We start from the raw sequence: 26633 nt of genomic DNA, 5'->3' as shown, positions 1-26633 counted from the left end.
AGCTGGACGCGCTGTCGGCGGCCCCGGCGGCGCTGCGGGAGCGGCTGTACACCGAGGAGTACCGGGCGTTCACCGCCGGGGAGCCGGCGCTGCCGGCGGCGGCCCGGGAGGATCTGCTGCACGGGCCGGGCACGGTGCTGGAGCGGATCACCCGCTTCGAGCTGGGCAGCCGGCTGCCCGCCTACCATCTGCGCCGGGTCGACCACCTGTCGATGGCGTCCTCGGTGGAGGCGCGGCTGCCGTTCTGCCAGCGCTCGGTGATGGCGCTGGGCCGGGCCCTGCCGGACCACCGGCGCATCGGCGGGGGCCAGGTGAAGCGGACGCTCTACGCGGCGGCCGGCGGGCTGCTGCCGCAGTCGGTGCTGTCGCGGCCCAAGCAGCCGTTCACCCTGCCGGTGACGGCGATGCTGCGGCCGGGCGCGCCGCTGTGGGAGTACGCCCGGGACCTGCTGGCGCCGGCGGATCTGGCGGCCGGCGGGCGACTGGACGGGCGGGCCGTCGAGGGGCTGTTCGCCGCGCAGGCCGAGCGCCCGGACGACACGGCGGCGCTGGCGCTGTGGGCGCTGCTGGTGCACCGGGTGTGGGAGGAGCAGTTCCGGCGCCCGGCGGACCGGCCGGGTGCGGCCGGGGTGGAGCCGGGCGCGGCGAGATCGCTGGCGGTGGCGGCGTGATCGGGCATCTGGCGTACGCGGTGGGGGCCCCGTGCCCGACGTTCGTGCTGGACGCCGGCCGGCTGCCGCGCGAGGACTCCGCGCTGCTGGCGCATCTGGCGGAGGCGCGCCGCTACCTGGTGTCGGCGGGCGGCGCGCATGTGCTGAAGATCGCGCTGGTGGAGCCGTCGGCGCATCCGATGTTCGACCTGGACTACCGGTTCGTGCAGGCGCTGCCGGGCGGGGAGGACCTGTTCGACCTGCGCGGTTCGTGCGGGCACTCGATCCTGGCGGCGGTGTCGGCGGCGGCCCGGTCGGGGATGCTGCCGAGGCTGGTGCCGGGGGCCCGGATCCGGGTGCATGTCCGCAACAACGGCGACAGCGTGGTGTGCGAGGTGGACCGGGTCGAGCGGGACGGGGCGCGGTTCACGGTGACGTTCGTGCAGACCTCGCCGGTGCCGTTCGCCGCGCTGCTGCCGGCCGGGTCGCCGCGTACGGTGCTGGCGGCCGCCGGGGAGCGGGTCGAGGTGTCGCTGGTGGACAGCGCCAACATCTACGCCTTCGTGGACGCCCGCACGCTGGGGGTGCCGGACCAGGCGGCGCTGTTCGCGGCCGGGCCGGAGCTGCTGGCGCGCCTGGAGCGGATCCGGGCGGCGGCGGCCGACCGGTTGGGCTGGCCGCGCGGCGGGGCGTTCCCGAAGATCGCGGCCCTGCTGCCGGGGGACGGCGGCGGGCTGGCGGCGCGGGCGGTGACGGTGCCGGGCTGGCATCCGTCGATCGCGCTGACCGGGGTGGTGTGCCTGGGCGCGGCGGTCGGCGTGCCGGGGACGGTGCCGTGGCGGATCGCCGCCGAGCACGGGGCGGGCGGCGACGGCCCGCTGGAGATCGAGACGCCGGGCGGGCGTACGGCGGTCAGCGCCGTCACCACGGCCGCCGGGCCGGATGGCGACGGGGCCCTGCTGTGGGCGACCGTCGCGCGCAAACGGGTCCTCTTCCAGGGCTCGTTCGTCCTGACACCGCTGAGTCATCTTCAGTTCGAGGAGGTCGCCAGGTGCCTGGCGTTGTCGGGGGCGGCGGCATGAGGCCGCCGCGTGAGGGAGAGCCGCTGCTGTCGGCGGAGTTGCGGGAGCTGCTGGCGCGGTCGGCGGACAAGGCCGACGCGGCCGGGGAGCCGGATCCGGAGGCGCTGGCCGGTCTGCGGGGCTCGGGGCTGCTGGGCGCGGCGGTGCCGGTGGAACACGGCGGGCTGGGCGGGGGCGGCGGGCTGGTCAACCGGGTGGTGGAGGACATCGCCTCGGTCAACCCGTCGGTGGCCATCATCGCCTTCCAGCACTTCGCGGTGAGCGCCCGGATCGCCGAGCACGGCAGCGCAGCCCAGCGGGAGCGGTGGCTGCCGAGGCTGGCCGGCGGCGGTCTGCTGGCGGCGTCGGCGTGGAGCGAGAGCGGCGCCGGCGCGGCCAAGCGGAGACTGGCCAGCGGCGGGCGGCGGATCGACGGCGGCCGGTGGCTGCTGTCGGGGTCGAAGACGTTCACCACCGGGGCGGGGGTCGCCGACCTGTATCTGGTGCTGGTGCAGACCTCGGAGCCGGTGGCGACCGGCGACGGCTACGGGGCGCAGGGCCAGACGTTCTTCCTCGTCGAGGCGGCGAACCCGGGGCTGGTGCCGGATCTGGGCCTGGAGCTGGCCGGGATGCGGGGCTCGGCGACCGGGCTGGTCGCGCTGGCGGACTGCGTGGTGCCGGACGCGGACCGGTTGGGGCCGGAGGGCGGGGCGGTGGGGATCATCGCCGGGGTACGGGAGTCGGGGGCGAGCCTCGGCGCGGTGTCGGTGGGCATCGCCCGCGCCGCGCTCGACCTGGCGGTCGGGCACGCCGGGGCGCAGGGTCTGCTGGGGCTGCCGGCCGTGCGGCTGAGGCTGGCGGAGCTGGCGACCAGGCTGGAGGCGGCCCGCGCGGTGGTGACCGTGGCGGGGGCGCGGACCTCGGCCGAGGTGGGGCTGATGACGCTGCACAGCAAGCTGCACGCGACCGCGGCGGCGGAGGACGTGTGCCTGGAGGTGGCGCGCATGCTGGGTTCGGCCGGATACCGGGAGGGCGCCCGGATCGGGCGGCTGCTGGGGGACGCGCGGGGGGTGGGGCTGATGGGCCCGACCAACGACCTGTGCCGGGAGCTGGTGGCGGCGACATGGAACGGCTGACGCGGCAGACGGCGGGCGGCGGGCTCGTACCGGAACTGGTGGTGAGCGGGCGGCGGTTGGTCACCCCGGAGGGGGTGCGGCCGGGCCATGTGCTGGTGGCGGCGGGGCGGATCCTCGCGGTCGCCGACACGGACGCCGCGCCGGCGTCGGCGCAGCGGCTGGACGCGGGCGACGACTACGTCCTGCCGGGGCTGATCGACTCCCATGTGCACTTCCGCACCCCGGGGCTGACGCACAAGGAGGACTGGGAGCACGGCAGCCGGGCTGCGGTGCGCGGCGGCGTCACCACGGTGATGGACATGCCGAACACGGTGCCGCCGACGCTCTCGCCGGAGGCGCTGCTGGACAAGGCGGCGATGGTGGCGGGCCGTTCGCTGGTGGACATGCGCTTCCACATCGGCCTGGACCCGGCCCGCCCGGAGCTGCTGGCCACTCTGGATCCGTCGGTGGCCACCAGCGCGAAGGTGTTCATGGCCGGCCACCACACCGCGCCGACGGTGGTGCGCGACCCGGCCACCCTGGAGCGGGCGTTCGCGGCGGCCGCCGAGGGCGGGGTGCAGCTCGTGCTGCACGCCGAGGACGACGGGCTGTTCGCGCTGCTGGACACCTGGTGGGGCGAGCCCGGCAGCTACACGGAGTACGAGCGGCGCCGGCCGCGCAGCGGCGGCATCGTGGCCGTCGCCAGGGTGGTGGAGCTGGTGCGGCGCCACGGGACGCGGGCGCACATCCTGCACCTGTCCAGCGCCGAGGAGGCGGACCTGGTGTGCGCGGCGCGGGCCGCCGGCTACCCGGTCTCCTTCGAGGTCACCGGGCACCATCTGTCGTTCACCGACGCCGACACCCGGCGGCTGGGCGCGCGTACGCGCCTGTCGCCGTCGATCCGCGGCCAGGGGGACCAGGACCGGCTGTGGCGGGCGCTGTTCGAGGGGCAGCTCAGCACGCTGGGCAGCGACCACGCCCCGCACACCGTCGCCGAGAAGACCCGGTCGGTTGCCGCGTCGCCGCCGGGGCTGCCGGGGGTGCAGGAGCTGGCGGTCGCGGCGTGGACGGGGATGCGCCGCCGCCGGCCCGAGGAGGACCCGGATGTCGCCGCGGCGCGGCTGGCGCGGCACCTGTCGCAGGAGCCGGCCGAGCTGTTCAAGCTACCCGGCAAGGGGCGGATCGCGCCCGGCGCCGACGCCGACCTGGTCGTCTTCGCCCCGGACACGCCGTGGATGCTGTCCGCGCACGACGTGGAGAGCCGGTGCGGCTGGTCGGCGTACGAGGGCTGGACGTTCACCGGGCGGGTGGAGCGCACCCTGCGCGCTGGCCGCACGGTGTGGGACGCCGCGAGCGGCGCGTACGGCGCGTACGACGGGAAGCTGCTGGCGGGACCGGATTCGGCACGGGCACCACTGGACTCGACACCGGCGGCGGCCGCCGCGCTGAGGGGATGACCATGGCCAGGAGACGGTCCGTCGTGGTGGCGGGCGGAGGGATCGGCGGGCTCGCGGCGGCCGTGGGCCTGGCGGCCCGGGGCGTCGACGTGACCGTCGTGGAGCGGGCCGGGCGGATCGGCGGCGGCGGCTCGGGGCTGGTGGTCTACCCCAACGGGGTGCGGGCCGCCGACGCGCTCGGCGGGCGGCTCGGCGAGCGGTTGCGGGCCGTCGGCCATGTCACCCGGCCCGGCGAGGTGCGGGTGCTGATGGACGCGGCCGGCACCGTGCTCGCCGAGGAGGCGGTCGGCGACGCGGGCGGCGACGGCGGCACGCCGCAGATCCCGGTGCTGCGCAGCGCCCTGCACCGGGCGCTGCTGGACGAGGCGCTGACCGCCGGGGCGGCGGTGCGCCTGGCGACGGGCGTCACCGGCTACACCGCGCACCCGGGGCACGTGGTCGCCGACCTGTCGGACGGCACGGCCGTGGAGTGCGACGCGCTGGTGGGCGCGGACGGCATCCACTCGGTGGTGCGCGCCCGGATGCTGGACGACGGACCGCCGGTCTACCGCGGCTACAGCTCGGTGCGCGGCCGCACCACCGGCTCCTCGCTCGGGCAGCGCGGGTACGTCGTCAACGGCCGCGGCATCCAGTTGTTCGTCGCCCCGGTCGGCGCGGACACCCTCTACTGGACGGCCAAGATCACCGCGCCGGAGGGGCTGTGGCCGGCCCGGGGCGCGGAGGGCGCGCGGCTGGCGCTGCTGGAGGCGTTGGAGGGCTGGTACCCGCCGGTGGTGGAGCTGGTGCGGGCCGCCGCCGCGGAGGAGGTGGTGGTCACCGACATCCACGACCGGGATCCGGCTCCGCGCTGGGTGGACGGCCGGGTGGCGCTGCTCGGGGACGCCGCCCATCCGATGGTGCCGGCGCTCGGGCAGGGCGCCAACATGGCGCTGGAGGACGCCGCGGTGCTGACCGAGGCGCTGGCCTCGGACGCCCCGGTGCCCGAAGCGCTCGCCGGCTACGCCCGGGAGCGGATGGGCCGGACCGCCGCGGTGGTCCTCGCCTCCCGCCGCCAGGGCGCGCTGGACCAGGGCGCGGACCGGGACGGCGAGGAGCGGCGCAACGCGGGCTTCAGGGCGGCCGGCCGCAAGGACGCCGAGTCGGCGGACGTGCTGGCCTGGCGGCCGGGGGCTGCCGCGACGGCCCCCGGGACGGCGGGGGCGCCGCGGATCGTGCTGGTCAGCGGCTCGCTGCGGCCCGGTTCGACGTGTGACCGGGTGGCCGCGTGGTGCGCCGACCGGTGCGCCGAACTGGGCGCGGACGCGCGGGTGTTCACCGGCTCGGAGATCGACTTCCCGGCGTACCGGCCGGGCCTGGCGCAGACCCACGCGGCGGTGGCCGGCTTCCTCGCCGAACTGCGCGCCGCGGACGGGGTGGTGCTGGTCTCGCCGACGTACCACGCGACGGTGTCGGGGCTGCTGAAGAACGCCCTGGACTACGTCAACGACATCGGCGGGCCGGTGCCGTACCTGGAGGGCCGGGCGATCGGCACGGTCGCGGTGGGGGCGGCGGCGCAGGGCGCGGTCTCGACGCTGACGACGCTGCGCACCATCGGGCACGCGCTGCGCGGCTGGCCGACGCCGGTGGGCGTGGCGGTGGCCCGCGCCCCGGAGCAGCCGCGGCCCGGGGCGGACCCCGAGCCGGACGCGGCGCGGCTGGTGGAGATGGCGTCGCAGGTGGTGTGGCTGGCCCGCGCCCGGGCGGCCACCGAGCCGCGGCCGGCGCCGCTGGGCGCGGTGGCCTGAGGCTGATGGCCTGAGGACGGTGGCGTGCGGGACGGGGCGGCTTGGGCCCGTACGCCGGGCGCCGCACGCCGGGCGCGTACGCCGGGCCCGTGCCCATTCCCGTACTCGTACGGGGACGTGAACGTGAACCGACGCGGAGAACTGATGAGCGTGCGTCCCTGCACGCGGCGAGGAGAGCACATGTCGACGTCGTCCCCGGAGTTCCACGTCCTGCCGGGCGCCCCGCTGGGGCCGGTGTGGCGGGACTCCAACATCCGGTCCGGGCCGTCGCTGGACAGCCCGGTCATCCGGCTGGACCTGCCGGACGCGGCCGCCGGCTACCGGGCGGAGGGCTGGTCGCCGGGTGACGAGGTGGTGGAGGACCAGCACCCGGGCGGGGTCATCACCAGCTCGGTGTGGTTCCGGCTCGCGGGCGGCGGCTGGTCCAGCGCGGTGAACTTCGAACCGCGGGCGGTGGAGGCGCTGCTGGCGGGCTCCGTGGCGGTCGCTCCGCACGGCCGGTAGGACCGGCCGACAGGGCCGGGGAATTCGACGAATCGGGAATTCAGGTGCGGTGTGGACGGTATTTCCGGGTGCGGTACGGACGGTATTCGGGATGTGACGCGGGGCCGGAATCGACACCTGGTGCGGAGGCTTTCTCCGGTGCGCGTCTCGGGGTGTGCGCTCTTCGCCCACAGGGGTCCTGACTTGAGCATTCTCGGAGAACGGAGCCGGTACGGCGGCCAGTAGCATCCGATTACGCCGGGATATCCCCCGTGTCCCGGCCCCGGGATCCGGTGTCCGAATTCACCGTCCGTCCGAATTCCCGGACCGGACGCGTGGAAGGGGATTTCCGGCCTGGGCCTCCGGGCGCCGCCGACCCGGCGCCCGGAGGGTCCGCATCTCCGGCCCGACCGCCGGAGCCGACTTCCCCCAGAAAGGGGGGCACGATCCATGACTCCGCACGGACAGCTCGCCGTCAGGCGGCCGGCCGACGTCCCGCTGGACAGCCTGCTGCGCCTGGTGCGCTCCTGCGAGGAGCTGGTGACGGGGGTGGCCACCTGCACCCGGGAGGACATCCTGCTGGAGGCCGGCCTGCCCGGTTACGAGGACAACAGCTGGTGCCTGACGACGCCGGGCGGCGAGGTGCTGGGCTGGGCGGTGCTGACCCCGCGCGGCGACACGTTGCAGGCCGGGCTGACCGCGCTGCCCGGGCGGCACGGCGAGCAGGCGGCCCGTGTGCTGCTGTGCCTGCTGCTGGACCGGGCCGACGAACTGGAGGCGCAGCACGGCCGGTCGTACGCGGTGAGCGTCGGCGGTGTGCTGGGCGGCGACCCGGTGGTGCCGGCCGTGCTCCAGGAGGCCGGGTTCGCGCCCGAGGCGGTGACCGGCCAGTACGACGTCGACCTGACCGAGCCGCTGCTGCCGCTGCTGCTGCCCGAGGAGGCGGTGCTGCGCGGGGCGGGGCCCGGGGACACGGCCGAGCTGCACGCGCTGCACCTGCGGGCGCTGGGCGCGGGGCCGCGGACGCGGGACGCGGCGGTGTTCGGCGCGTCGCTGGACAGGCTGCGGGAGATCGGCGGGGTGGCGAAGGTGGTGGAGGTGTCGGGTCAGCCGGCCGGCTACGCGCTGGCGCAGGGCTCCCCGTCGGAGGGGCGGGTGCTGGACGTGGCCGTGGCCCCGGCCTTCCGCGGGCTGGGCATCGGGCTGGCGCTGCTCACCTCGGTGCTCGGCGAGCTGCGCGCGCTGGGCGCGGTGCGGGCCCTGGCCGGCCTGGACACCGGGGACCTGACCGACCACCGGACGCTGAGCCGGGTGCTGCCGGTCCAGGGCTTCCGGGTGGTGACGCGCTTCCACCGGACCGACGGCTGATCCGGCGGGCGGAGAGCGGGGGCCGGGCTCCCGACCGGGCCCGACCCTGATGTCCGACCCCAACGATACCGACCCGCCGCGGCCGCGAAAGCGGCCGGAAGACCGTCGGTGCTTCTTCGACAAGTCCCCGCCGGGGGCGGCGAACCGCCCGCCCGACCGGCCCGATCCGGCCAACCGGCCCCGATGTTCGTGAAGCCTGCCGTACGCGTCGGCGTACGAGAACGGAGCCCCCTGCCATGACTGTCCCGACCTCCGCCGGCGCGGCCAAGCGGCTGCTGATGGTGATGCCCTACAGCCAGTTCGTCCGCAAGGCCGCCGAGGCCGGCTTCGAGGTGTGGGCGATCTGGGACCCGTCGCTGCGGGAGCGGAGCTACCTCGACGAGGTCGCCGAGCACGCCCGGGAGCTGCTGCTGACGGACTTCTCCGACGAGGCCGGGCTGCGGGCCCTGGTGGCCGAGACGGTGCGCGCCCATGACATCGGCACGGTGCTGCACCTGGGCGCGGAGGAGTCGATGCCGCCGGTGGTCGCCGAGTCCGAGGCGCTGGGCGTCTCCCGCAACCCGGCCTCCGCGATCACCCTGCTGAACGACAAGGCGGCGATGCGCGGGCTGCTGGCCGAGCACGGGCTGTCCGCGGTGCGCTCCGAACCGGCCGCCACGGCCGAGGGGGTGGCCGCGGCGGTGGCGCGGATGGAGCTGCCGGTGGTGGTCAAGCCGGCCCGGGCCTCGGGCAGCCGGGGCGTGGCGCTGATCCGCGACGCGGCCGGTCTGGCGGAGTGGACGGCGCGGGTGGCGGAGGCGAAGCTGGCCGGCCCGTACCTGGTGGAGGAGTATCTGGCGGGCCCGGAGTACAGCGTGGAGACGCTGTCCGTGGACGGGGTGCACCACGTCGTCGGCGTCACCGCCAAGCGCACCACCGGCGCCCCGTACTTCGTGGAGATCTCGCATGTGCATCCGGCGCCGCTGGCGGAGGAGGCGCGGGGCGCGCTGCACGCGGTCGTCATCGGGCTGCTGGACCTGGCCGGCTACCGCTTCGGCCCGGCGCACACCGAGGTGATCCTGACCGCCGCCGGGCCGCGGATCGTGGAGTCGCAGACCAGGCTGGGCGGCGACCGCATCCCGCTGCTGATCGAGACGGCCGCCGACTTCGACATCGAGGCGGCGATCTTCCGCGCGCTGGCCGGGGAGCCGCTCCGCGTCCCGGCGCCCCGGCACACCGCTTCGGTCGGCTTCTTCTTCCTGACCCCGGGGAAGCTGGAGTCGGTCGCCGGGCTGGACGCCATCCGGGCGCTGCCTTATGTGCAGGCGCTGCACTTCCCGTTCGCCGCGGGCGACGAACTGCCCGCCACCACCAGCTCGTTCACCCGCCACGGCTATGTCGTGGTGGACGCCGAGTCGCCCGCGGACGCCGCCGACCGGATCGCCCGGGTCCGCGGGCTGCTGCGGGTCGACGTCCGTGAGGCCGCCCTGGCCGCCGCCCCGAAGGGAACCGACCGATGAGCGACACCGCCACGCAGGGGAAGACCGTGCTGCTGATCGGGGGTGTGGACGCGCACCTGGAGCGGTACGCCGCGCTGGGCGTGAAGGTCGTCCTGATCCAGCACCCGGACAAGGTCACCGCCTACCAGACGCGCGCCGCCGACGTGCTGCTGGTCGTGGACTACACCGACTGGGACACCGTGCGCCCGTTCGCGGAGGCGGCGCACGCCGTCTACCGGGTGGACGCGGTGGTCTCGCTGACCGAGCCGGGGCTGAACCCGGCGAGCAGGCTGGGCGACCTGTTCGGGCTGACCGACGGGCGGCGGTACGAGGTGAGCCGCCGGATGCGGGACAAGTGGCTGATGCGCCGTCACCTGCACGAGCGGGGGCTGCCGGCGCCGCACGCCGGGCTGGTCGCCGACCGGGCGTCGCTGGCGGAGTTCGGGGAGCGGGCCGGGTACCCGTTCATCGTGAAGCCGCTGTCCACCACGGCCGGTTTCGGGCTGATCCGGGCCGAGGACCCGGCGGACCTGGACCGGGTGTGGGCGCGGGTGCGGGAGCTGGACGGCGGGCGCACCGACCGCGGCTCGACCATGTTCACCGTCGACGGCTTCCTGATGGAGTCCTACATCGACGGGCCGGAGTTCAGCGTGGAGGCGTTGAGCTTCGCCGGCCGGCACGTGGTCGTCGCGGTCACCGAGAAGCTGACCAGCGAGGAGCACTTCGCCGAGCTGGGCCACGCGGTGCCGGCCCGGGTGTCGGAGGCCGACCGGGCCCGGCTGGTCGGCGCGGTGGAGGAGTTCCTCACCGCGATGGAGGTCACCGACGGGCCCAGCCACACCGAGATCCGGCTCTCCTCGCGCGGCCCGATGGTCATCGAGTCGCACAACCGGCTGGGCGGCGACCACATCGTGGAGCTGGTGCAGGCCGCGTACGGGGTGGACATGATCGCCTACGGGGCGGCCTGGCCGCTGGGGCTGACCGAGCCGCCGGCCGCCGCGCCGGCTCCGCTGGCCGCCGCCGCGATGCGGGCGGTGCTGCGCGAGCCGGGCACGGTGACGGCCGTCGAGGGCGTGGAGGCGGTGCGGGCCCGGCCCGACGTGCTGCTGGCGCAGGTGTCGGTGCGGCCGGGCGACACCGTCCGCCCGCTGCGGGACAACTGGGACCGGATCGGCAACGTGGTGGTGACGGCCGCCGACACCGACGCCGCGGTGGAACTGGCCGAGCGGCTGGGGCGGGAGGACATCCGGGTGGAGGTGGAGCCGGCGGCGGCCGCGGTCGTCGACGGCGGCGTCCCCGGGCCGGGCTCCGCGCCCGTGGCCGCGTCCGTCTCCTCGGCCGTCCCCTCGGCCGGGCGTGCGCCGGTCCGGGTCGGCTGAGGGGGCGTCGGGTCGTGGCACGGGAAGGAGCGGGGGACATGGCGGGCGAACCAGGACTGCTGAGGACGCTGGCGGAGGACCTGGCCGTGGTGGTGGACCGGGATCCGTCGCTGGGCAGCCGGTGGGAGGCGGTCGGCCACACGGGGCTGTCCGCGGTGTGGGCGCACCGGGTGGCGCACGAGCTGTACCGGCGGCGGTGGCGGCTGGCCGCCCGGGTCGTCGCCCGGGTCTCCCGGCGGCGTACCGGGGTGGAGATCCACCCGGGGACGGTGCTGGGGCGGCGGGTGTTCATCGACCACGGGTCGTCCGTGGTGATCGGGCAGACCGCGGTGGTCGGCGACGACGTGACGATCTACCAGCAGGTGACGCTGGGCGCGGTGGGCTGGTGGACCGACAACCACCGCCCGCCGGGCGCCCGGCGGCACCCGGTGGTCGGCGACGGGGTGGTGCTGGGCGCCAACGCGACCGTACTGGGGCCGGTCACCATCGGCGACCACGCCATGGTGGGCGCGATGGCCACCGTCACCGAGGACCTGCCGCCCGGGGCCCGGGTGTACGCGGCCCGCTCGGTCGTCCGCCCGGCGCCGCCGCTGAAGACCGTGTCCGGGCCGGACCCGGACCCCGGCGCCGGGCCCGGGTCCGGGGCCGCCGCCGTGCCGGTGTCGGTGTCCGACGCCGTACGGGCGCTGGCGTCGGCGGGGTCCTGGTGACCGCCCGCCCGCCGGCCGTTCCCTCCGTCCCCCGACCACGACCACGAGACCTGGAGTCCGCACGGTGACCACCGACCTCCTCTCCGCACCCGCCGGGCGGCGCGTCGCCGCCGGTCTGGAAGAACTCATCGGCAACACGCCGCTGGTGCGCCTCGCCGTCCCGGGCGCCGCGCCCGGCGCGGAGGTGCTGGCCAAGATCGAGGCGGCCAACCCGTTCGCCAGCAGCAAGGACCGGGCCGCGCTGGCGATGCTGCGCGGCGCCGAGCTGCGCGGCGAACTGGGCCCCGGCGGGACCGTGGTGGAGTCCACCTCGGGCAACACCGGGATCGCGCTGGCCGCGCTGTGCGCCCGCGGCGGCTACCGCTGCGTGGTCGTGCTGCCGGACAGCGCCACGCCGGAGCGGGTCGGGCTGCTGGCGGCGCTGGGCGCGGAGGTGGTGCAGACGCCCAGCGCCGAGGGGTTCGCCGGGGCCATCGCCAAGGCGGAGGAGGTCCAGGCCGCGATCCCCGGTTCGTGGTACGTGCGCCAGCACGAGAACCCGGACAACGTGCTGGCCCACTACGAGACCACCGGGCCGGAGATCTGGGCCGACGCCGGCGGCCGGGTGGACGTGCTGGTCGCCGGGGTCGGCACCGGCGGCACCCTGACCGGCGCGGGCAGGCTGCTGCGGGAGCGCAACCCGGCGCTGGAGATCGTCGCGGTGGAGCCGGAGGGCTCCCCGGTGCTCTCCCGCGGGTACGCCGGCAGTCACCGCATCCCGGGCCTCAACGGCGGTTTCGTCTCCCCCACCACCGACGTCTCGCTGATCGACCGGGTGATCACCTGCTCCGACGAGGCGGCGCTGGAGACCGCGCGGGCGCTGACCCGGGAGCAGGCCCTGTTCGCGGGGCTGTCCTCGGGGGCGGCCGTGTACGGCGCGGTGCTGCTGGCCCGGGACCCGGCCTACGCGGGCCGGACGATCGTCACCGTCCTCCCCGACACCGGGGAGCGCTACGTCAGCATCTGGAACGAAGGGACTTCGGCATGACCACGCTCGTCCTGCACCGCGGCTCGCTGCGCGCCAACCCCTACGAGCGGTGGCTCGCCGACCACGGCGAGAAGATCGTCCTGCTCGGTTCGGCCGAGCAACTGGCGCTGTTCGGGGAGGAGTTGCCGAGCGGGTCGCCGTATGTGCACGCCGAGGTCCTGGCGGACTACGACACCGGGGCGCATGTCGCCGAGCGGGCGGCCGAGCTGATCGAGGAGTTCGGCGTCACGGAGGTGGTGGCCTGCCAGGAGTTCGACATCGAGCGGGCGGCGGTGCTGCGCGAGCGGTACGGGCTGCCGGGGCAGCGGCCGGACTCGGCGCTGGTGTACCGGGACAAGTGGGTGATGAAGCAGGCGGCGGTCGCCGCCGGGATCCCGGTGGCCGCGCACGCGCTGCTGCGCTCGGGCGAGGACCTGCGCCGGTTCGCCGGCCGGCACGGGCTGCCGGTGGTGGTCAAGCCGCGCAAGGGGCTGCTGTCGGTGGGCGTGGCGGTGCTGCGGGAGGAGCGGCACCTGGAGGACTGGCTGCGCGAGGCCGGGCCGCTGACCGGGGCCGACGGTGAGCCGGAGTGGCTGGCCGAGGTGTTCGTCGAGGGCTCGATGTGCCATGTGGACGGCACGGTGCTGGACGGCCGGATCGCCACGCTGTGGCCGTCGCAGTACTGCTACGCGCTGGCCGACTTCCGGGACCGCAAGGGCCGGGTCGACATCGCGCTGGACCCGGCCGATCCGGTGGCCCGCGAGCTGGTCGCGTTCGGCGAGCGGGTGCTGGCGGCGTTCGGCGGCCCGGAGCACTTCGCGTTCCACATCGAGGTGTTCCGCACCCCCGGCGGCGAGCTGGTGCTGTGCGAGGCCGCGTCCCGGGCGGGCGGCGCCGGGGTGCGGGACGTGCAGCGGGAGCTGTTCGGCTTCGACCCGATGGAGTACCCGGTGCGCCGTCAGCTCGGGCTGCCGGTGGACGCCGGGCGGCGGCGTGACCCGGAGCGGATCGCCGGGCAGCTGCTGTTCACCAAGCGGCCCGGGGTGCTGCGGTCGCTGCCGGACCCGGGCACGCTGCCGCCGGGGGTGGTGAAGTACACGGCGTACGCGCGGGTCGGCGACACCGTGGCGGACGCCTCGCACTCGGGTGACTTCCTGGCCGCCTTCATCGTCGCCGGCGCCGACCGCGCCGAGACGGAGGCCCGCATCCGGGTCGCCGAGACGTGGTTCCGGGCGGGGCTGGACATCGGCTGACGCCGCGGCGCCCGCGCACGGCCCCCGTCCCGGAGTACCGGGGCGGGGGCCGTCTCCGTCAGCGGCGGGCGACGGCGACGAGCCGGGCGCAGAGGGCGACGCCGAGCAGGGCGATGGCGACCTCCGCGACCATGGCCGGGGTGTAGCGCAGCGCCAGTCCGGACGAGGCCGGGTAGAGCACGATGCCGACGACGGCGATGCCGAGGGCGGCGGCGAGCTGCTGGGTGGTGGCGAGGACGCCCGCTCCGGCGCCCGCGTCCCCAGGCGGCACCCTGCTCATCACCATGCCGGTCAGCAGGGGGACGAGCATGCCGTTGCCGACGCCGTAGACGGCCATGCCGGCCAGCAGCACCGGCAGCACGGCGCCGTCGCCGGGCAGGGCGGCCGCGAGCGGGGCCAGCGCCAGGCCGAGGGCGATCAGGGCGGCTGAGGCGACGAGGACCCGGTCGCCGAAGCGGGCCCGCAGCGGCACGGCGATCCGCGAGCCGACGGCGATGGCGACGGCGGCCGGGGTGAAGGCCAGGCCCGCCCCGGCGGAGCCGAGGCCCGCCTCGTCCTGGAGGTACAGGGCGAGGACCACCGCGAACGGCACGCTGGCCATGTAGAGCAGGAAGTTGACCAGGACGCCGTGGACGAAGACGGGCACGGCGAACAGGTCGGCGGGCAGCAGGGCCGGCCGCCCGCCGCGCAGCCTGGCGCGCTGGTTGCGCACGAAGACGGCCGCCAGCAGGCATCCGGCGAGGCCGAGCGCCAGGCCGGTGGGCAGGAAGGGCCACTCGCGGACGGCGGCCAGCGGCAGCAGCACCAGTGCCACCGACGCCGCGCCGAGGACGGCGCCGGGCAGGTCCAGTCCGGCCGGGGAGCGCGTCGGGCGGTCGGCTTCCAGGGCGGCGGGCAGCAGCAGGTACGCGGCCAGGCACAGCGGGACGGCGACGAGGAAGACCGGACGCCAGCCGAGGCCCAGCAGGTCCCAGGCCGGCAGCGCCCCGCCGAGGACCTGCCCGGACACCATGCCCAGGCTCATCGAGACGGCGAACCAGGACAGCGCCTTGGGCTGTTCGGCCGCCGGGAACCGGGTCCGGATCAGGGCGAGCACCTGGGGCTGGAGCAGCGCGGCGGCGGCGCCCTGGGCGAGCCGGGCCGCGATGAGGGCGCCGGGCGACCAGGCCAGCGCGCAGGCCAGTGAGGTGAGCGCGAAGACGGCGATGCCGACGCGGTACACGCGCTGCCGGCCGAAGAGGTCGCCCAGCCGGCCGCCGGTGATCAGGCCCAGGCCGTAGACCAGGCCGTAGCCGCCGACCACGGCCTGGAAGGCGAAGGGGGTGAGGGGGAAGGAACCGTCGACCGAGGGCGCGGCGAGGTTGACGCAGAACTGGTCGAAGAGGGAGAGGAAGGGCCCGATCAGCAGCAGGACCAGCGCCCGCCGCCGTCGCCGCGCCGCCGCGGCGTCCGCGGGCGCGGGTCCGGCGGCCGGGGGGCCGGCGGCGGGAACGGCGTGGGCGGCGCGGCCGCCGCCCGGGGGGCCGGCCGGGGGTGGTGTGCCGATGTCCGGGTGTGTCCCGGGTCGTTCGCCGACGAGTCGGTCCGCCATGTGCCGCCGTCCCCCTTTTCCGTAGGTGTCCGCGGGACATCCCAGGGGGTGCGGCGGCCGTCGGCAAGCGGACTTGGCCGAGTGCCCTCGACCCGCCGGGGCGGCGGCGGCTTGCCCAAGTCGCCGTGGACACCCGCCGGCCGGTTCACGCAGTCTGCCGGTCAGCCACGGGCGGGGGGGCCGCGCGCTGAGGAGCGGCTCTCCGGCGGTGCGCGCCTGCCGGACCGCGGGCGGCCACGACCGTGGCCGGGCCCGCGCTCCGTGCCGGCGGGCCGCCGCGACCGGGTCGGCCGCACGGGCCGTGCCGGTGCTCCGGGCGCGGGCGGCCCGGCTTCCCGCCGCCGGGCCGCGGGCGCCCGACCCGGCCCCGACCACCACGCCCCATGCCGCGGCCGCCGCGGCGGGAAGGACATCGTGACCGCGACGCACACCGGCGCGCCGGCCCGGACGGCCGCTCTGGACTGCTTCTTCGTCAGGCCCGGCGAGGACGAACGGGACCGCCTCGCCGGCCGGCGGGTGCTCGGCCGGGTGACCTACGGACACACCGGCCGGCCGCCGGTGCTGCTGGGCGGCGCGCCGCTGGTGCGGGCCGCCATGACCGGTGCCGGCGCGGAGCGCGTCACCGAGGTGTGGACCACCGACCGCCCGGTGCGCTCGGGCCGGGACGGCGACCTGGTGTACGCGACGGACGGCGAGCACCTGCTGTGCTCGGTGCGCGTCGAGGAGCGCGGCGTGTACCGCGAGCAGGTCCGCGAGGTGTACGAGCGGGCCTTCGCCCTGATGTGGCGGCTGGGCCACCGCGAGCTGCTGCGCATGTGGAACCTGGTGGGTGACATCACCGGGCCGAACGCCGAGGGGATGGAGGTCTACCGCGACTTCTGCGTGGGCCGGGCCCAGGCGTTCGAGAGCTGGTCCGGCCGGATCGGCGGGATGCCCGCGGCGACCGGCATCGGGGCCCTGCGTCCGGGGATCGACCTGTACTTCCTGGCCTGCCGCTCCGGCCGGCCCCGGCATCTGGAGAACCCGCGCCAGACCCCGGCGCACCGGTATCCGGCCGCGTACGGCCCCAGGCCGCCGAGCTTCGCCCGCGCCACGCTGCTGGAGCCGGGCTCCGGCGGCCGGCCGGTGCTGTACGTGTCCGGGACGGCCAGCATCCTCGGCGACGACACGGTGCATCCCGGCGACGCCGACCGGCAGTGCGCTCTCACCCTGGCCAACATCGAGGCGCTGGTGTCGCCGGACAATCTGCGCCGCCACGGCCTGGCGGGCGGCTGGGCGCTGTCCGACCTCGACTGCGTGAAGGTCTACGTCCGCGACGCCGGCGACCTTCAGGCCGTGCGCGCCCGCTGCGCGCCCGCGTTCCGTGCCACGGCCGACGTCGCCTACTTCCAGGTGGACGTGTGCCGTTCCGACCTGCTGGTCGAGATAGAGGGGATCTGCCGATGAGCAACTTCGTCCGGCGGCTGGCCGACGCCGCCGCCCGCGGGGGATGGCTGGAGCGTCCCGCGTACTTCGAGGACGACGCGGTGTACCGGTTCGGGGACGTGTTCGCGGGCGCCGACCGGGCCGCCGCCGTGTTCGCGGCCCGCGGCGTGGGGCCGGGGGCGAGGGTGCTGATCGCCCTGCCCGACGGCATCGCGTTCGTGTGGGCGTTCCTCGGCGCGCTGCGCCTGGGCGCGGTGGCCGTGCCGGTGAACCACATGTTCCATCCGGAGGAGATGCGCCGGGCGGGCCTGGTGGCCGAGCCCGCGCTGGTGGTGGCGGACTCCGCGTGCGCGCAGCGGTTCGACGCCCCGGTGCTGGACCCGGCGGCGCTGGCTCCCGGCGCGCCGGGAGCGGACGCCGAGGTCCCGCCGTACGCCCCGGTGGGCGCGGACGCGCCCGCCTTCGCGGCGTTCACCTCGGGCACCACCGGCGGCCCCAAGCTGTGCTTCCACACGCACGGGGACCCGGAGATCCTGACCGCGGCGGCCGGCGGGGCGGTCGGCGTCGCCGCCGGCGACGTGAGCTACTCGGTGCCGCGGATGAACTTCGCCTACGGGCTGGGCAACTCGCTGTTCTTCCCGCTGCTGACCGGCGGCAGCGCGGTGCTGACGCCGCGCCGGCTGGCGCCGGGCGACTCGCTGGCGGTGCTGGAGCGGTACGGGGTGACCGTCTTCTACAGCCAGCCGACGTTCTTCGCGCACATGCTGGGCCATCCGGACGCCGAGCGGGTGCTGGGCTCGCTGCGGGCGGCGGTGGTGGCCGGGGAGGTGCTGCCCGACTCGCTGGAGCGCCGGCTGCGCGGCATCCTGGGGTCGCGGCTGCTCAACGTCTACGGCACGACCGAGATCGGGCATGCCGTTCTGGCCAACGGACCGGGTGGCGTGCGGGAGTTCACCCTGGGGCGGGTGCTGGCTCCCTACCGGCTGCGGATCGTCGACGACAGCGGCTCCGAGGTGCCGGCGGGCGTGGAGGGCCGTCTGGAGGTGTCCGGTCCGACCATCGGGCCCGGCGTCCCCCGCGGTGGCGCCGCCCCGGCCCGCCTCGCGCCGGGCGAGTGGTACGCGACCAGCGACGCGGCGACCATGGACGCCGACGGCTACGTGCGGGTGCACGGCCGGCTGGACGACGTGGAGATCGTCGGCGGTGTCAACGTCCATCCGGCGGAGATCGAGGACCGGCTGATGGCGCACCCGGCGGTGAAGGAGGCCGCGGTGTGCGCGGTGCGGCGCGACTCGGGCATCTCCGTGCTGCGGGCCTACGCGGTTCTGCGCCATGCTCGGGACGAGACCGCCGCCGGGGCGCTGCGGCAGGAACTGCTCGGCGCCTGCGGCTCGTCGCTGACCTGGTACAAGGTGCCCGAGGACATCGCCTTCGTGGCCCGTCTGCCGCGCAGTGCGACGGGCAAGCTGCTGCGCCGCACCGTGCGCGAGCTGGCCGCTGCGGACGCCCTGCGCTGATCCCCGGAGGGGCGCCGTCGTCCGCGCCCCGTCCGCTCCCCCGTTTCGTCCGGGCCCGTTCCCACCGGGTCCGTCATCCGCCTCCGCCCCGCCTACGCCTGGAGTGAAAGCGTTGACCTCCGTCGATATCTCCACCGCCGCCGTCTCCTTCGACGGCCGGACCCTCACGCTCGACGCCGTCCGGCGGATCGCCGAGGAGGGCGCGCCGGCCTCGGTCGCCCCCGAGGCGGTCGAGCGCACCCTGCGCAGCCGGGCCATGCTGGAGGACCTGGCGGGCCGCAACATGCCCATCTACGGCGTCACCACCGGGTACGGCGAGATGATCTACATGCAGGTCGACAAGTCCAAGGAGGTCGAGCTCCAGACCAACCTGGTGCGCAGCCACAGCTCCGGGGTGGGCCCGCTGTTCGCCGAGGACGAGGCGCGGGCCATCGTGGCGGCGCGGCTGAACACCCTGGCCAAGGGCCATTCGGCGGTGCGGCCGGAGATCCTGGCGCGGCTGGCGCTCTATCTGAACCGGGGGATCGTCCCGGCCATCCCGGAGATCGGCTCGCTGGGCGCCAGCGGCGACCTGGTGCCGCTCTCGCACATCGCGAGCACCCTGATCGGCGAGGGGTACGTGCTGCGTGACGGCCGCCGGGTGGAGACCGCCGAGGTGCTGCGCGAGCAGCGCATCGCGCCGCTGAGCCTGCGGTTCAAGGAGGGCCTGGCGCTGATCAACGGCACCTCGGCGATGACCGGTCTCGGCTCGCTGGTGGTGGGCCGCGCGCTGGTGCAGACCCGGCAGGCGGAGCTGGTGTCCGCGCTCCTCAACGACGTCATGCGGGGATCGGCGAGCCCGTTCCTCGCCGAGGGGCACGAGGTGGCCCGGCCGCACCGGGGGCAGATCGACTCGGCCGCCAACATGCGGGCGCTGCTGGCCGGCAGCCGGCTGGTCGCCGACCACGCGGAGCTGCGCCGCCAGGTGCAGGACGTCCGCAAGGACGGGGAGGCGGTCCAGCGCACCGACACCTATCTGCAGAAGGCGTACACCCTGCGGGCCGTGCCGCAGATCCTGGGCGCGGTGCGCGACACGCTGTACCACGCGCAGGACAAGCTGGAGATCGAGCTGAACTCGGCCAACGACAACCCGCTGTTCTTCGAGGGTGAGGAGATCTTCCACGGGGCGAACTTCCACGGGCAGCCGATCGCGTTCGTCCTGGACTTCGTCACCATCGCGCTGACCCAGCTCGGGGTGCTCGCCGAGCGGCAGCTCAACCGGCTGCTGAACCGCCACCTCAGCTACGGGCTGCCGGAGTTCCTGGTGGCCGCCGAGCCCGGCCTGAACTGCGGCTTCGCCGGCGCCCAGTACCCGGCCACGGCCCTGGTCGCGGAGAACCGGACGATCGGCCCGGCCTCGACCCAGTCGGTGCCCTCCAACGGCGACAACCAGGACGTGGTCAGCATGGGCCTGATCGCCGGCCGCAACGCCCGCCGGGTGCTGGGCAACAACAACCGCATCCTGGCCGTGGAGTTCCTGGCCGCCGCCCAGGCGGTGGACGTCTCCGGGCGCTTCGCGGACCTGTCCCCCGCCTCGCAGGCCACGTACCGGGCGGTGCGCTCCCTGGTGCCGACGCTGGAGGCCGACCGGCACATGGCGGACGAGATCGAGCTGGTGGCGGCGGCGCTGTCACGTGGCGAGTTCCTTTCCGCGCTGGACCGGCAGACCGGCGTCGAGCTGCGCTGACCGGCGCGCCCGCGGCGCCCGCGCACGGCCCCCGTCCCGGGGTACCGGGGTGGGGGCCGTCTCAGTCGTCCTCGCGGGCGGGGGCGGCGGCCTCGCGGACGGCGGCGGCGACGTCGCGGAAGTTCTTCTTCAGGATCGCCCCGTGGTTGGCGGCGACCTTGGCGCTGATCCGGATGTGCGGGTTGCGGGCGGTCACCGCGTCCAGGCCGGCGCGGATGCGCTCCTGCTCGTCGCCGCGGCTGCCGAAGGAGGTGCCCGAGGCGACGACGTAGCGCACCGGGACGGTGACGGCGTCCAGTACGGGGCCGAGGGCGCTCTCGCGGGAGAGCCGGCCCAGCTCGATGTTGCTCTGCGCCTGCTGGGCGGGGGTCATCCGCGGGGTCAGGCCGGTGGGGCGCAGCAGCGGGGTGAACCAGCCCAACCGCTTGAAGAGGGTGCGGATGCGCTGTTCCATCGCCGCGTCGAGCCAGTCGTGCGGGAAGGCGCCGTCGACCAGGACCGCGCCGAGGGTACGTCGGGGGTTGCGGTGCGCCCAGTGCGCGGCGACGACCGCGCCGTAGGACCAGCCGACCAGCACGGCCCGGTCCACGTTCCGGGCGGCGAGGACGGCGTCGACGTCCCGGACGGCCGCTTCGAAGGAGTAGTCGGCCGAGCGCTCGGACCTGCCGCGGGCCCGCTCGTCGTAGGTGAGGTGCCGCCAGTCGGGGCCGAGTTCGGCGACGACCCGCCGCCAGTAGCCCTGGGTGGCGAACTGGCCGTTGAGGTAGACCACGGGGATGCCGGGGCCGCCGGTGTCGGTGACGGCCAGGGCGGTGTCGTCGACCCGCACCATGCCGGTCCAGGGGGTCGCGGGGGTGGCGGCTGAGGCGTTGGGTCGCATGGGGTCCTCCGTTGCGATCTCTGTTTCCTGATATGGAAAAGCTACGTTGCCTTTCTTCGATGCGCAACTAAGTTGTTGCTTTGGGTCTGCGTTAGCGCAGCTCAGCGCGCGCCTTTTGTTGCAATGAGAGGGACATCAATGCAATGGGTGGTCGACTGAGCGGGAGTCGGGGTACGTATGAGCGCCGCCACCCGGTGGGGTGGCGGCGCTCGGCGGTGCGGTCGGGGGCGGAGTCGGGTCGGGGTCGGGGTCAGACGGCCAGGGTCTGGTCCTGCTGGTCCGTCGGCTGGGCCTTGGAGGGCTGGTCGGGGTCGGCGGGGGCCGCCGGGGTCTCCTCCTGGCCGATCGGCGGGATGTGGCGCATCTTGACCACGAAGAACGCGCCGGCCAGCGCGATCAGGATGGCGCTGACCGCGGCGACGGTGTGGATGCCGCCGGTGAAGGCGGTGCGCACCGGCTCCATCAGGGCGTCGGCGATCTGCTGCGGCAGGCCCTGGGCGGCGGCCGCGGCGCCGGAGACGCTGTCGCGGGCGGCGTCCGCCGCCGCGGCGGGGACCTCGGCCGGGATGGCGCCGTCCACCTGGTTGCGGTAGACGGCCAGGCCGAGGGTGCCCAGGGTGGCGACGCCGAGGGCGGCGCCGAACTCGTTGCTGATCTGGGAGAGCGCGCCGGCCGAACCGGCCTTCTCCGGCGGGACGGTGCCGACGACCATGTTGGTGCCGAGGGCGACCACCGGGGCGCCGCAGAAGGAGAAGACGGCGAAGCCGGCGATCAGGGTGGCGGAGCCGGATTCGGCGTCCAGCTGCGAGAACACCGCCAGGACGGCGACCACGCCGGCGATGCCGGCGCCGATGACGTACGCCGGACGCACCTTGCGGGCGATGAGCGGGCAGACCATGAAGGAGACGGTGGCCGCCGCCATGCCCGGGAGCAGGCCGAGGCCGGCCTCCAGCGGGGTCATGCCCTGGGCCGCCTGGAAGTACTGGGTCATCAGCAGCATCACGGTGCCGCCGATGAGGCTGTAGGCGAGCAGGCCGAGCAGCGAGGCGCTGAAGCGCCCGTGCTTGAAGAGGGTGACGTCCAGCAGCGGGGAGGCCAGGGCGCGCTGGCGGCGCACGAACAGCACGCCGAGGACGACGCCGATCACCAGGGAGGCCGCGTACAGCGGGCTGAAGCCGTTGCGGGCGATCTCCTTGATGCCGTAGATGACCGGCAGGACGGTGCCGAGGTTGAGGGCGACGCTGGGCAGGTCGATGCCGCCGGCCTCGGCGTTGGCGGACTCGGGGAGCACCCTGGGGCCGATGGCCAGCAGCAGGACCATCACGGGCACGCCCATGAGGAAGAGCGAGCCCCACCAGAAGTGCTCCAGCATGACGCCGCCGAGCATCGGGCCGATGATGGCGCCCAGGGTGAAGCAGCTGGCCCACATGCCGATGGCGGCGGCCCGCTGCTTGGCGTCCTGGAACATGGTGGAGATCAGCGCCAGGGTGGAGGGGGTGATGGCCGCGCCGGCCACGCCCAGCAGCACCCGGGCGGCGATGAGCATGCCGGGGCTGGTGGCGAAGGCGGCGAGCAGCGAGGCGGCGCCGAAGGCCGCGCCGCCGATGAGCAGCAGCTTGCGGCGGCCGATGCGGTCGCCGAGGGTGCCCATGGGCACCAGGAAGCCGGCGACCATGAAGCCGTAGATGTCCATGATCCAGAGCTGCTGGTTGCTGTCCGCGCCGAGGTCCGCACTGAGGTGCGGCAGGGCGAGCAGCAGGACGAAGACGTCGAGGGCCACGAGCAGGGTGGGCAGGGCGAGGATTCCCAGCCCGATCCACTCCTTGCGCCCGGCCTTGGGAGCACCGCCTGAAGTCATCTGCCTGTTCTTCCCGTAGTCGTGGGTGGTGGTGACGGAGGCGGGCCCGATGTCTCGCGCGTCTCGCGCACGTGGCCGGTCGGGCCCACCCAGGAGCGTGGCGCGCCCGGCGGTGCGGGCGCATCTCGCTGCGTGCCGTCCTGTGCACCCGTCGGAGTGAGTTTCGTGAAGCAACCTGGAAGATGCCGGGGGTGATCACCACTGCCTAATGTCATTTGCAGACAGCGGGAAGCGGCCCCAACTCGCTTTCTGAGTACGGGAGTTCGGCGCAGGTGCTGAATCGTCCGGCTGTCTCGACGTCCCCTCACACTCGATATGGAGTCATGACATGAACGCCAAGACCTCGTTCCGCACCGCCACCCGTGTCGTCGCCGCCGCCGGCCTGGCCGCCGGCCTGGCGCTGGCCGTCCAGCCCGCCGCGGTGGCGGCCCCCTCGGCCCCGGTCGTCGCGGTCTCCCCGGCCTCCGCTCTCGCCGACGGCCAGCAGGTGAGCGTCACCGCCTCCGGCCTGACCCCGAACACCGTCTTCCACCTGGGCCAGTGCGCCTTCGTCGAGCCGGGCAAGTACGGCTGCAACGCCGAGACCGGCAAGGACATCACCTCGGACGCCTCCGGCAAGATCAACACCACCTTCACGGTGCGCAGCTCCTTCACCGCCGTGGTGACCGCCGACGGCGCGGTGTGGGGCACCGTGGACGCCAAGAAGATCCAGACCCAGGTCGGCCTGGGCAGCGGCACGGGTGAGGGCGGCGGCCAGGTGGTCTCCTTCAAGTAACCCGGGTGGCAGACGGGTCACTCCCCCCACGCACACCCTCCGGAGCCCCCGGCCGTTCGGCAGCCAGCCGACCGCCCGGGGGCTCGGGCGTGGAGAGGGGCGCGTCAGCGGGAGGACGTCGCGCCGGGCGCGATGTCTCCGGTGAAGCGGCCGCGCGGGTCCAGACGGGCGCGCACCCGGTCCACCGCTGCGGTCTGCTCGGCGTCCAGATGGCGCTGCGGCCGGCCGGCGCCCTCGACGAGGGAAGGGATGGTGCGGCCGGTGTCCCAGGGCGCGAGGGCGGCGCGCACCCGGGCGCAGTGCTCCTCCAGGGCCGCCACGGTGACCGGGCCGAACGGCGGGCCGGAACCCATGTAGGCGTAGGCCGCGTCGGTGTGGTCCAGCACCCCGCCCCCGGCAGCCGGTTCGGCGAAGGCGCCGCCGAGCTGGCGGAGGGTGGCGACGGCCAGCGGGGAGCCGGAGCCCTCGCCGACCGCGCCCAGGAAGGCGTCGGCGGTGTCGTCGCCGAGCCCGGAGAGCAGCAGGTGGTCGCCGACGAACGGCACCGGGTCGGCCGGGTCCATGTGGGCGTCCAGCACCCCGGCGGCGTCGGTGAGCGCCCAGGTGTCCAGCAGCGGTTCGGCGATCGCGCGCAGCGGGGCGAGCAGGGCGTCGGCCGCACGGCGGGCCTCGGGCTCCTCGTCGGCGGTGGCCGCGAGGACCGCGCCGTCCACGCAGAGCACCGGGCCGGCCGCCAGGACGGGCGGGACGCCCGGCACCGGCGGGAGGTTCATGATCCGCAGCGAGGTGGTGGCCCGGCGGGGCGCGCCGGCGGCCCAGTCGCGCCAGGCGGCGAGCAGCGGCCGGGCGTGGGCGGCGGACCAGTAGGCGCCGCCGGTGACGACCCGGGCCACCGGGAAGAGTCCGATCTCCACGGCGGTGACGACGCCGAAGCCGCCGCCTCCGCCGCGCAGCGCCCACAGCAGCTCGGGGTCGGCGGCGGCGTCGGCCCGCACCTCCTCGCCGTCGGCGGTGAGGAGTTCGACGGCGCGGACGCTGTTGGCGGCGATCCCGGTGTGCCGGCCGTAGAAGCTGACGCCGCCGCCGAGGAGGTAGCCGACCACGCCGACACCGGCCGCGGAGCCGTGCGCGGCGGCCAGTCCGTGCGGCGCGGCGGCCGCGACGACCTCGCCCCAGGTGGCGCCGGCCGGGACGCGGGCGGTGCGGGCCACGGGGTCGACGTGTACGCCGCCGGCCAGGCGGGTGCGCAGCAGCACGCCGCCGTCGACCGGGCGGCGGGCGCCGGCGGCGTGGCCGGTGGTGTGGACGCGGACCGGCAGGCCGCGGGCGTCCGCCGCGCGCAGCGCGGCCCGCGCCTCGGCGACGGTGCGGACGGTGACCGCGGCGTCCGGGCGCGCCGGGGCGGCCAGGTTGAAGACGCCGGCGGCCTCCTCGTACTCCGGGCTGCCGGGCGCGGGAAGGGTCGCGGACTGGGCCGTGCGGAGGACGTCGGAGGGGAGGGTCATCGGGGTGGTTCTCCTCGGGTCGGGTGGACGGGCGGTGGACCGGCCCGCGGTCAGTGCTCGCGTACGGCGGTGAGGAAGACGAAGGTGCCGGGGCCGCTCTCCTCCCGGACGGCGAGCCCGGCGTCGGCCAGCCAGCGGCGCAGGTCGGCGGCGTCGAACAGCTGGAGTCCGCCCTGGTGCTGCGGGAAGCGGTGGGCGGACTGGAAGTGGCGGTAGACCGGGTCGTCGGAGCGGCGGAAGGTCATCAGGGTGAAGGTGCCGCCGGGCCGCAGGACGCGGGCGACCTCGGCGATCGCGGCGCCGGCGTCGGCGTAGAACGCCTGGAGCGCGTTCCAGCAGACCACCGCGCCCAGCGAGGCGTCGCCGAAGGGCAGTTCGGCGGCGGAGGCGAGGACGGAGGGGACCTCGGGCAGCCGGCCGCGCAGCACGTTGAGCATGGGCAGGGCGGCGTCCAGGGCGATCAGCCGGTCGGCGCCGACGGTCTCGGCGATCACCGCGGTCCAGCGGCCGGCGCCCGCGCCGAGGTCGAGGACGGGGCCGTCGACGGGGCGGATGTGCTCGGCGAGGTAGCGGTCCTCGTCGGCGGGGGCGACCTCGCCGCCCCAGTCGGAGCCGGAGACCCGCAGGAACGCGGGGCGGGCCACGGCCTCGTAGAACAGGCCCATGCTGGGGACGCGGGAGAGCTTCTCCAGGAAGTCGGCGGCGGCGTCGCCGTCCTCGCCGTCGGCGGGCGCGGTGGCGGTCAGGTCGAGGATGCCGCCGGCGACCGGGTAGCGGGAGCCGCACCGCTCGCAGCGGGCGGCGCCCTCGCGGGCCGTCAGGCCGCCGCCGCAGGCGGGGCAGCGCAGGGCGCCGATGTGCGGGGCGAAGAGGGTGGCGTCGGCGACCGGGGCGGTGACCTCGCGGCGCTCGGGGACGGCGGCGGCGGGCAGGTTGCGGGGATCCCCGTGCCACACCGACCAGTAGGCGCGGGCGCCGGTGCAGCCGAGCACGGTGCGGGTGTCGTTCTCCCAGTTGGCGGCGAGCTGCTCGGGCGTCAGCTCCCTGATCCAGCTCTGGTCGAAGGCGCGCTCGTCGGCGTTGAGGGTCCACGCGGACGGCGAGGGCCACACCCGGCCGAGGTCGGGGATCTCCGGGTCGAGGACGGCCAGCGCCCGCTCCAGGCGGGAGAGGTCCTCGGCGGCCAGGTCCAGCGGGGCGGCGGCGGCCAGCACCCGGTCGCGCTCGGCGGGGAAGTGCGCCAGCAGGTAGAGCACGGCCAGGGTGAGCGGCTGCCCGGCGTCCTTCGCGGCCAGCAGCTCCAGGTAGGCGTCCAGGTGGGCGTGGACCGCGCGGGCCAGCGGGCCGTCGAGCCGCGGGTACTCGCTCTCGGCCAGCAGCCCCAGCAGCACGGCGAGCTGGCCCTTGCGGTCGGCGGGGGCGTCGGTGAGGGCGTGCGCCAGCACGGGGACGGCGGCGAGGGCGCCGGGGTGCGCGGTGCCGTCGCCGGCGTCGTCCCACACGGCGTCCACCAGGGCGCGGAAGGCTTCGGGGGCCGCGGCCGGGGCGGAGCGCACGAAGGCGTCGACGAGGGCGTCGAGCGGTGCGTCGGCGGGGGCGTCGGTGAGGGCGG

21 protein-coding genes are annotated in these 26633 nt (G+C 75.7%); 16 read left to right on the top strand and 5 right to left on the bottom strand.

The features are described 5' to 3' along the window. The 12 genes from C6N75_RS07295 to C6N75_RS07240 all read left to right on the top strand — a co-directional run. The coding region (locus tag C6N75_RS07295; RefSeq protein WP_219852853.1) for an asparagine synthase-related protein at positions 1-671 on the top strand (671 nt) is incomplete at its 5' end. Beyond that, complete coding sequence (locus tag C6N75_RS07290; protein WP_105868026.1) at positions 668-1732, top strand: PrpF domain-containing protein; 1065 nt, start codon at positions 668-670, stop codon at positions 1730-1732. The genes C6N75_RS07295 and C6N75_RS07290, both read left to right, overlap by 4 nt. Further along, positions 1729-2847, top strand: a complete 1119-nt coding sequence (locus C6N75_RS07285) for an acyl-CoA dehydrogenase family protein (protein WP_105868025.1) — start codon at positions 1729-1731, stop codon at positions 2845-2847. Before C6N75_RS07290 ends, C6N75_RS07285 begins: the two co-directional genes overlap by 4 nt. Then, a complete protein-coding gene (locus tag C6N75_RS07280; RefSeq protein ID WP_105868024.1) occupies positions 2835-4283 on the top strand; it encodes a dihydroorotase in 1449 nt (482 codons plus the stop codon). Before C6N75_RS07285 ends, C6N75_RS07280 begins: the two co-directional genes overlap by 13 nt. 2 nt (positions 4284-4285) lie before the next feature. Further along, positions 4286-6067: an NAD(P)H-dependent oxidoreductase gene (locus tag C6N75_RS07275; RefSeq protein ID WP_105868023.1), complete on the top strand. Its 1782-nt coding sequence runs from the start codon at positions 4286-4288 to the stop codon at positions 6065-6067. Positions 6068-6247: 180 nt separating this feature from the next. Then, the gene (locus tag C6N75_RS07270) at positions 6248-6571 is read left to right on the top strand and encodes a hypothetical protein (RefSeq protein ID WP_105868022.1); all 324 of its coding nucleotides are present in this window, start codon (positions 6248-6250) and stop codon (positions 6569-6571) included. 429 nt (positions 6572-7000) lie between these two features. Beyond that, positions 7001-7918 (top strand): GNAT family N-acetyltransferase, encoded by a 918-nt coding sequence (locus C6N75_RS07265; RefSeq protein WP_105868021.1) that lies wholly within the window; start codon positions 7001-7003, stop codon positions 7916-7918. 236 nt (positions 7919-8154) lie between these two features. Next, on the top strand, positions 8155-9417 hold the full coding sequence (locus C6N75_RS07260) for an ATP-grasp domain-containing protein (protein WP_105868020.1): 1263 nt from the start codon (positions 8155-8157) through the stop codon (positions 9415-9417). Continuing rightward, positions 9414-10775: an ATP-grasp domain-containing protein gene (locus C6N75_RS07255; RefSeq protein ID WP_105868019.1), complete on the top strand. Its 1362-nt coding sequence runs from the start codon at positions 9414-9416 to the stop codon at positions 10773-10775. Before C6N75_RS07260 ends, C6N75_RS07255 begins: the two co-directional genes overlap by 4 nt. 38 nt (positions 10776-10813) lie before the next feature. Then, complete coding sequence (epsC, locus tag C6N75_RS07250; protein ID WP_105868018.1) at positions 10814-11485, top strand: serine O-acetyltransferase EpsC; 672 nt, start codon at positions 10814-10816, stop codon at positions 11483-11485. Between the two features lie 64 nt (positions 11486-11549). Beyond that, a complete protein-coding gene (locus C6N75_RS07245; RefSeq protein WP_105868017.1) occupies positions 11550-12512 on the top strand; it encodes a PLP-dependent cysteine synthase family protein in 963 nt (320 codons plus the stop codon). Then, positions 12509-13744, top strand: a complete 1236-nt coding sequence (locus tag C6N75_RS07240) for an ATP-grasp domain-containing protein (RefSeq protein WP_105868016.1) — start codon at positions 12509-12511, stop codon at positions 13742-13744. Before C6N75_RS07245 ends, C6N75_RS07240 begins: the two co-directional genes overlap by 4 nt. 58 nt (positions 13745-13802) lie before the next feature. Here the strand turns inward: C6N75_RS07240 and C6N75_RS07235 are convergent, their stop codons facing one another. Next, positions 13803-15335 carry an MFS transporter gene (locus C6N75_RS07235; RefSeq protein ID WP_146132504.1) on the bottom strand — a complete coding sequence of 511 codons (1533 nt, stop codon included), beginning with the start codon at positions 15333-15335 and terminating at the stop codon, positions 13803-13805. A gap of 414 nt (positions 15336-15749) precedes the next feature. On the opposite strand from C6N75_RS07235, the gene C6N75_RS07230 reads away from it, so the two are divergent. The 3 genes from C6N75_RS07230 (at position 15750) to cmdF (ending at position 20003) form a co-directional block, all read left to right on the top strand. Further along, a complete protein-coding gene (locus tag C6N75_RS07230; protein ID WP_105868015.1) occupies positions 15750-16781 on the top strand; it encodes an FkbO/Hyg5 family chorismatase in 1032 nt (343 codons plus the stop codon). Continuing rightward, positions 16778-18277 (top strand): class I adenylate-forming enzyme family protein, encoded by a 1500-nt coding sequence (locus tag C6N75_RS07225; protein WP_105868014.1) that lies wholly within the window; start codon positions 16778-16780, stop codon positions 18275-18277. The genes C6N75_RS07230 and C6N75_RS07225 overlap by 4 nt, the downstream gene beginning before the upstream one ends. A 112-nt stretch (positions 18278-18389) precedes the next feature. Continuing rightward, entirely contained in the window at positions 18390-20003 is a 1614-nt protein-coding gene (gene cmdF / locus C6N75_RS07220; protein WP_105868013.1) for a tyrosine 2,3-aminomutase, read from the top strand. 61 nt (positions 20004-20064) lie between these two features. On the opposite strand, the gene C6N75_RS07215 is transcribed toward cmdF, so the two are convergent. Then, on the bottom strand, positions 20065-20883 hold the full coding sequence (locus C6N75_RS07215; protein WP_105868012.1) for an alpha/beta fold hydrolase: 819 nt from the start codon (positions 20881-20883) through the stop codon (positions 20065-20067). A 250-nt stretch (positions 20884-21133) separates the two neighbouring features. After that, a complete protein-coding gene (locus C6N75_RS07210) occupies positions 21134-22741 on the bottom strand; it encodes an MFS transporter (RefSeq protein ID WP_105868011.1) in 1608 nt (535 codons plus the stop codon). Positions 22742-23069: 328 nt separating this feature from the next. Here C6N75_RS07210 and C6N75_RS07205 point away from each other — a divergent pair, with 328 nt between their 5' ends. Beyond that, entirely contained in the window at positions 23070-23516 is a 447-nt protein-coding gene (locus C6N75_RS07205; RefSeq protein WP_105868010.1) for an enediyne antibiotic chromoprotein, read from the top strand. Positions 23517-23620: 104 nt separating this feature from the next. Here the strand turns inward: C6N75_RS07205 and C6N75_RS07200 are convergent, their stop codons facing one another. Next, positions 23621-25021 carry an FAD-binding protein gene (locus C6N75_RS07200; RefSeq protein ID WP_105868009.1) on the bottom strand — a complete coding sequence of 467 codons (1401 nt, stop codon included), beginning with the start codon at positions 25019-25021 and terminating at the stop codon, positions 23621-23623. Positions 25022-25071: 50 nt separating this feature from the next. Next, positions 25072-26633: class I SAM-dependent methyltransferase (locus C6N75_RS07195; RefSeq protein WP_322888034.1), on the bottom strand; the 1562-nt coding region annotated here is incomplete at its 5' end.

The sequence above is a fragment of the Streptomyces solincola genome, assembly GCF_002982015.1.
Classification (GTDB): domain Bacteria; phylum Actinomycetota; class Actinomycetes; order Streptomycetales; family Streptomycetaceae; genus Streptomyces; species Streptomyces solincola.
The sequence above is the reverse complement of the archived record's forward strand: the minus strand, read 5'-3'. Positions and strand labels throughout refer to the sequence as shown.

Bases quoted from the DNA above. Each gene is read 5' to 3' on its own strand.
- C6N75_RS07285 (WP_105868025.1), top strand. From the start codon at position 1,729: ATGAGGCCGCCGCGTGAGGGAGAGCCGCTGCTGTCGGCGGAGTTGCGG.
- C6N75_RS07280 (WP_105868024.1), top strand. From the start codon at position 2,835: ATGGAACGGCTGACGCGGCAGACGGCGGGCGGCGGGCTCGTACCGGAA.
- C6N75_RS07275 (WP_105868023.1), top strand. From the start codon at position 4,286: ATGGCCAGGAGACGGTCCGTCGTGGTGGCGGGCGGAGGGATCGGCGGG.
- C6N75_RS07270 (WP_105868022.1), top strand. From the start codon at position 6,248: ATGTCGACGTCGTCCCCGGAGTTCCACGTCCTGCCGGGCGCCCCGCTG.
- C6N75_RS07265 (WP_105868021.1), top strand. From the start codon at position 7,001: ATGACTCCGCACGGACAGCTCGCCGTCAGGCGGCCGGCCGACGTCCCG.
- C6N75_RS07260 (WP_105868020.1), top strand. From the start codon at position 8,155: ATGACTGTCCCGACCTCCGCCGGCGCGGCCAAGCGGCTGCTGATGGTG.
- C6N75_RS07255 (WP_105868019.1), top strand. From the start codon at position 9,414: ATGAGCGACACCGCCACGCAGGGGAAGACCGTGCTGCTGATCGGGGGT.
- epsC (WP_105868018.1), top strand. From the start codon at position 10,814: ATGGCGGGCGAACCAGGACTGCTGAGGACGCTGGCGGAGGACCTGGCC.
- C6N75_RS07240 (WP_105868016.1), top strand. From the start codon at position 12,509: ATGACCACGCTCGTCCTGCACCGCGGCTCGCTGCGCGCCAACCCCTAC.
- C6N75_RS07235 (WP_146132504.1), bottom strand. From the start codon at position 15,335: ATGGCGGACCGACTCGTCGGCGAACGACCCGGGACACACCCGGACATC.
- C6N75_RS07225 (WP_105868014.1), top strand. From the start codon at position 16,778: ATGAGCAACTTCGTCCGGCGGCTGGCCGACGCCGCCGCCCGCGGGGGA.
- C6N75_RS07215 (WP_105868012.1), bottom strand. From the start codon at position 20,883: ATGCGACCCAACGCCTCAGCCGCCACCCCCGCGACCCCCTGGACCGGC.
- C6N75_RS07210 (WP_105868011.1), bottom strand. From the start codon at position 22,741: ATGACTTCAGGCGGTGCTCCCAAGGCCGGGCGCAAGGAGTGGATCGGG.
- C6N75_RS07205 (WP_105868010.1), top strand. From the start codon at position 23,070: ATGAACGCCAAGACCTCGTTCCGCACCGCCACCCGTGTCGTCGCCGCC.
- C6N75_RS07200 (WP_105868009.1), bottom strand. From the start codon at position 25,021: ATGACCCTCCCCTCCGACGTCCTCCGCACGGCCCAGTCCGCGACCCTT.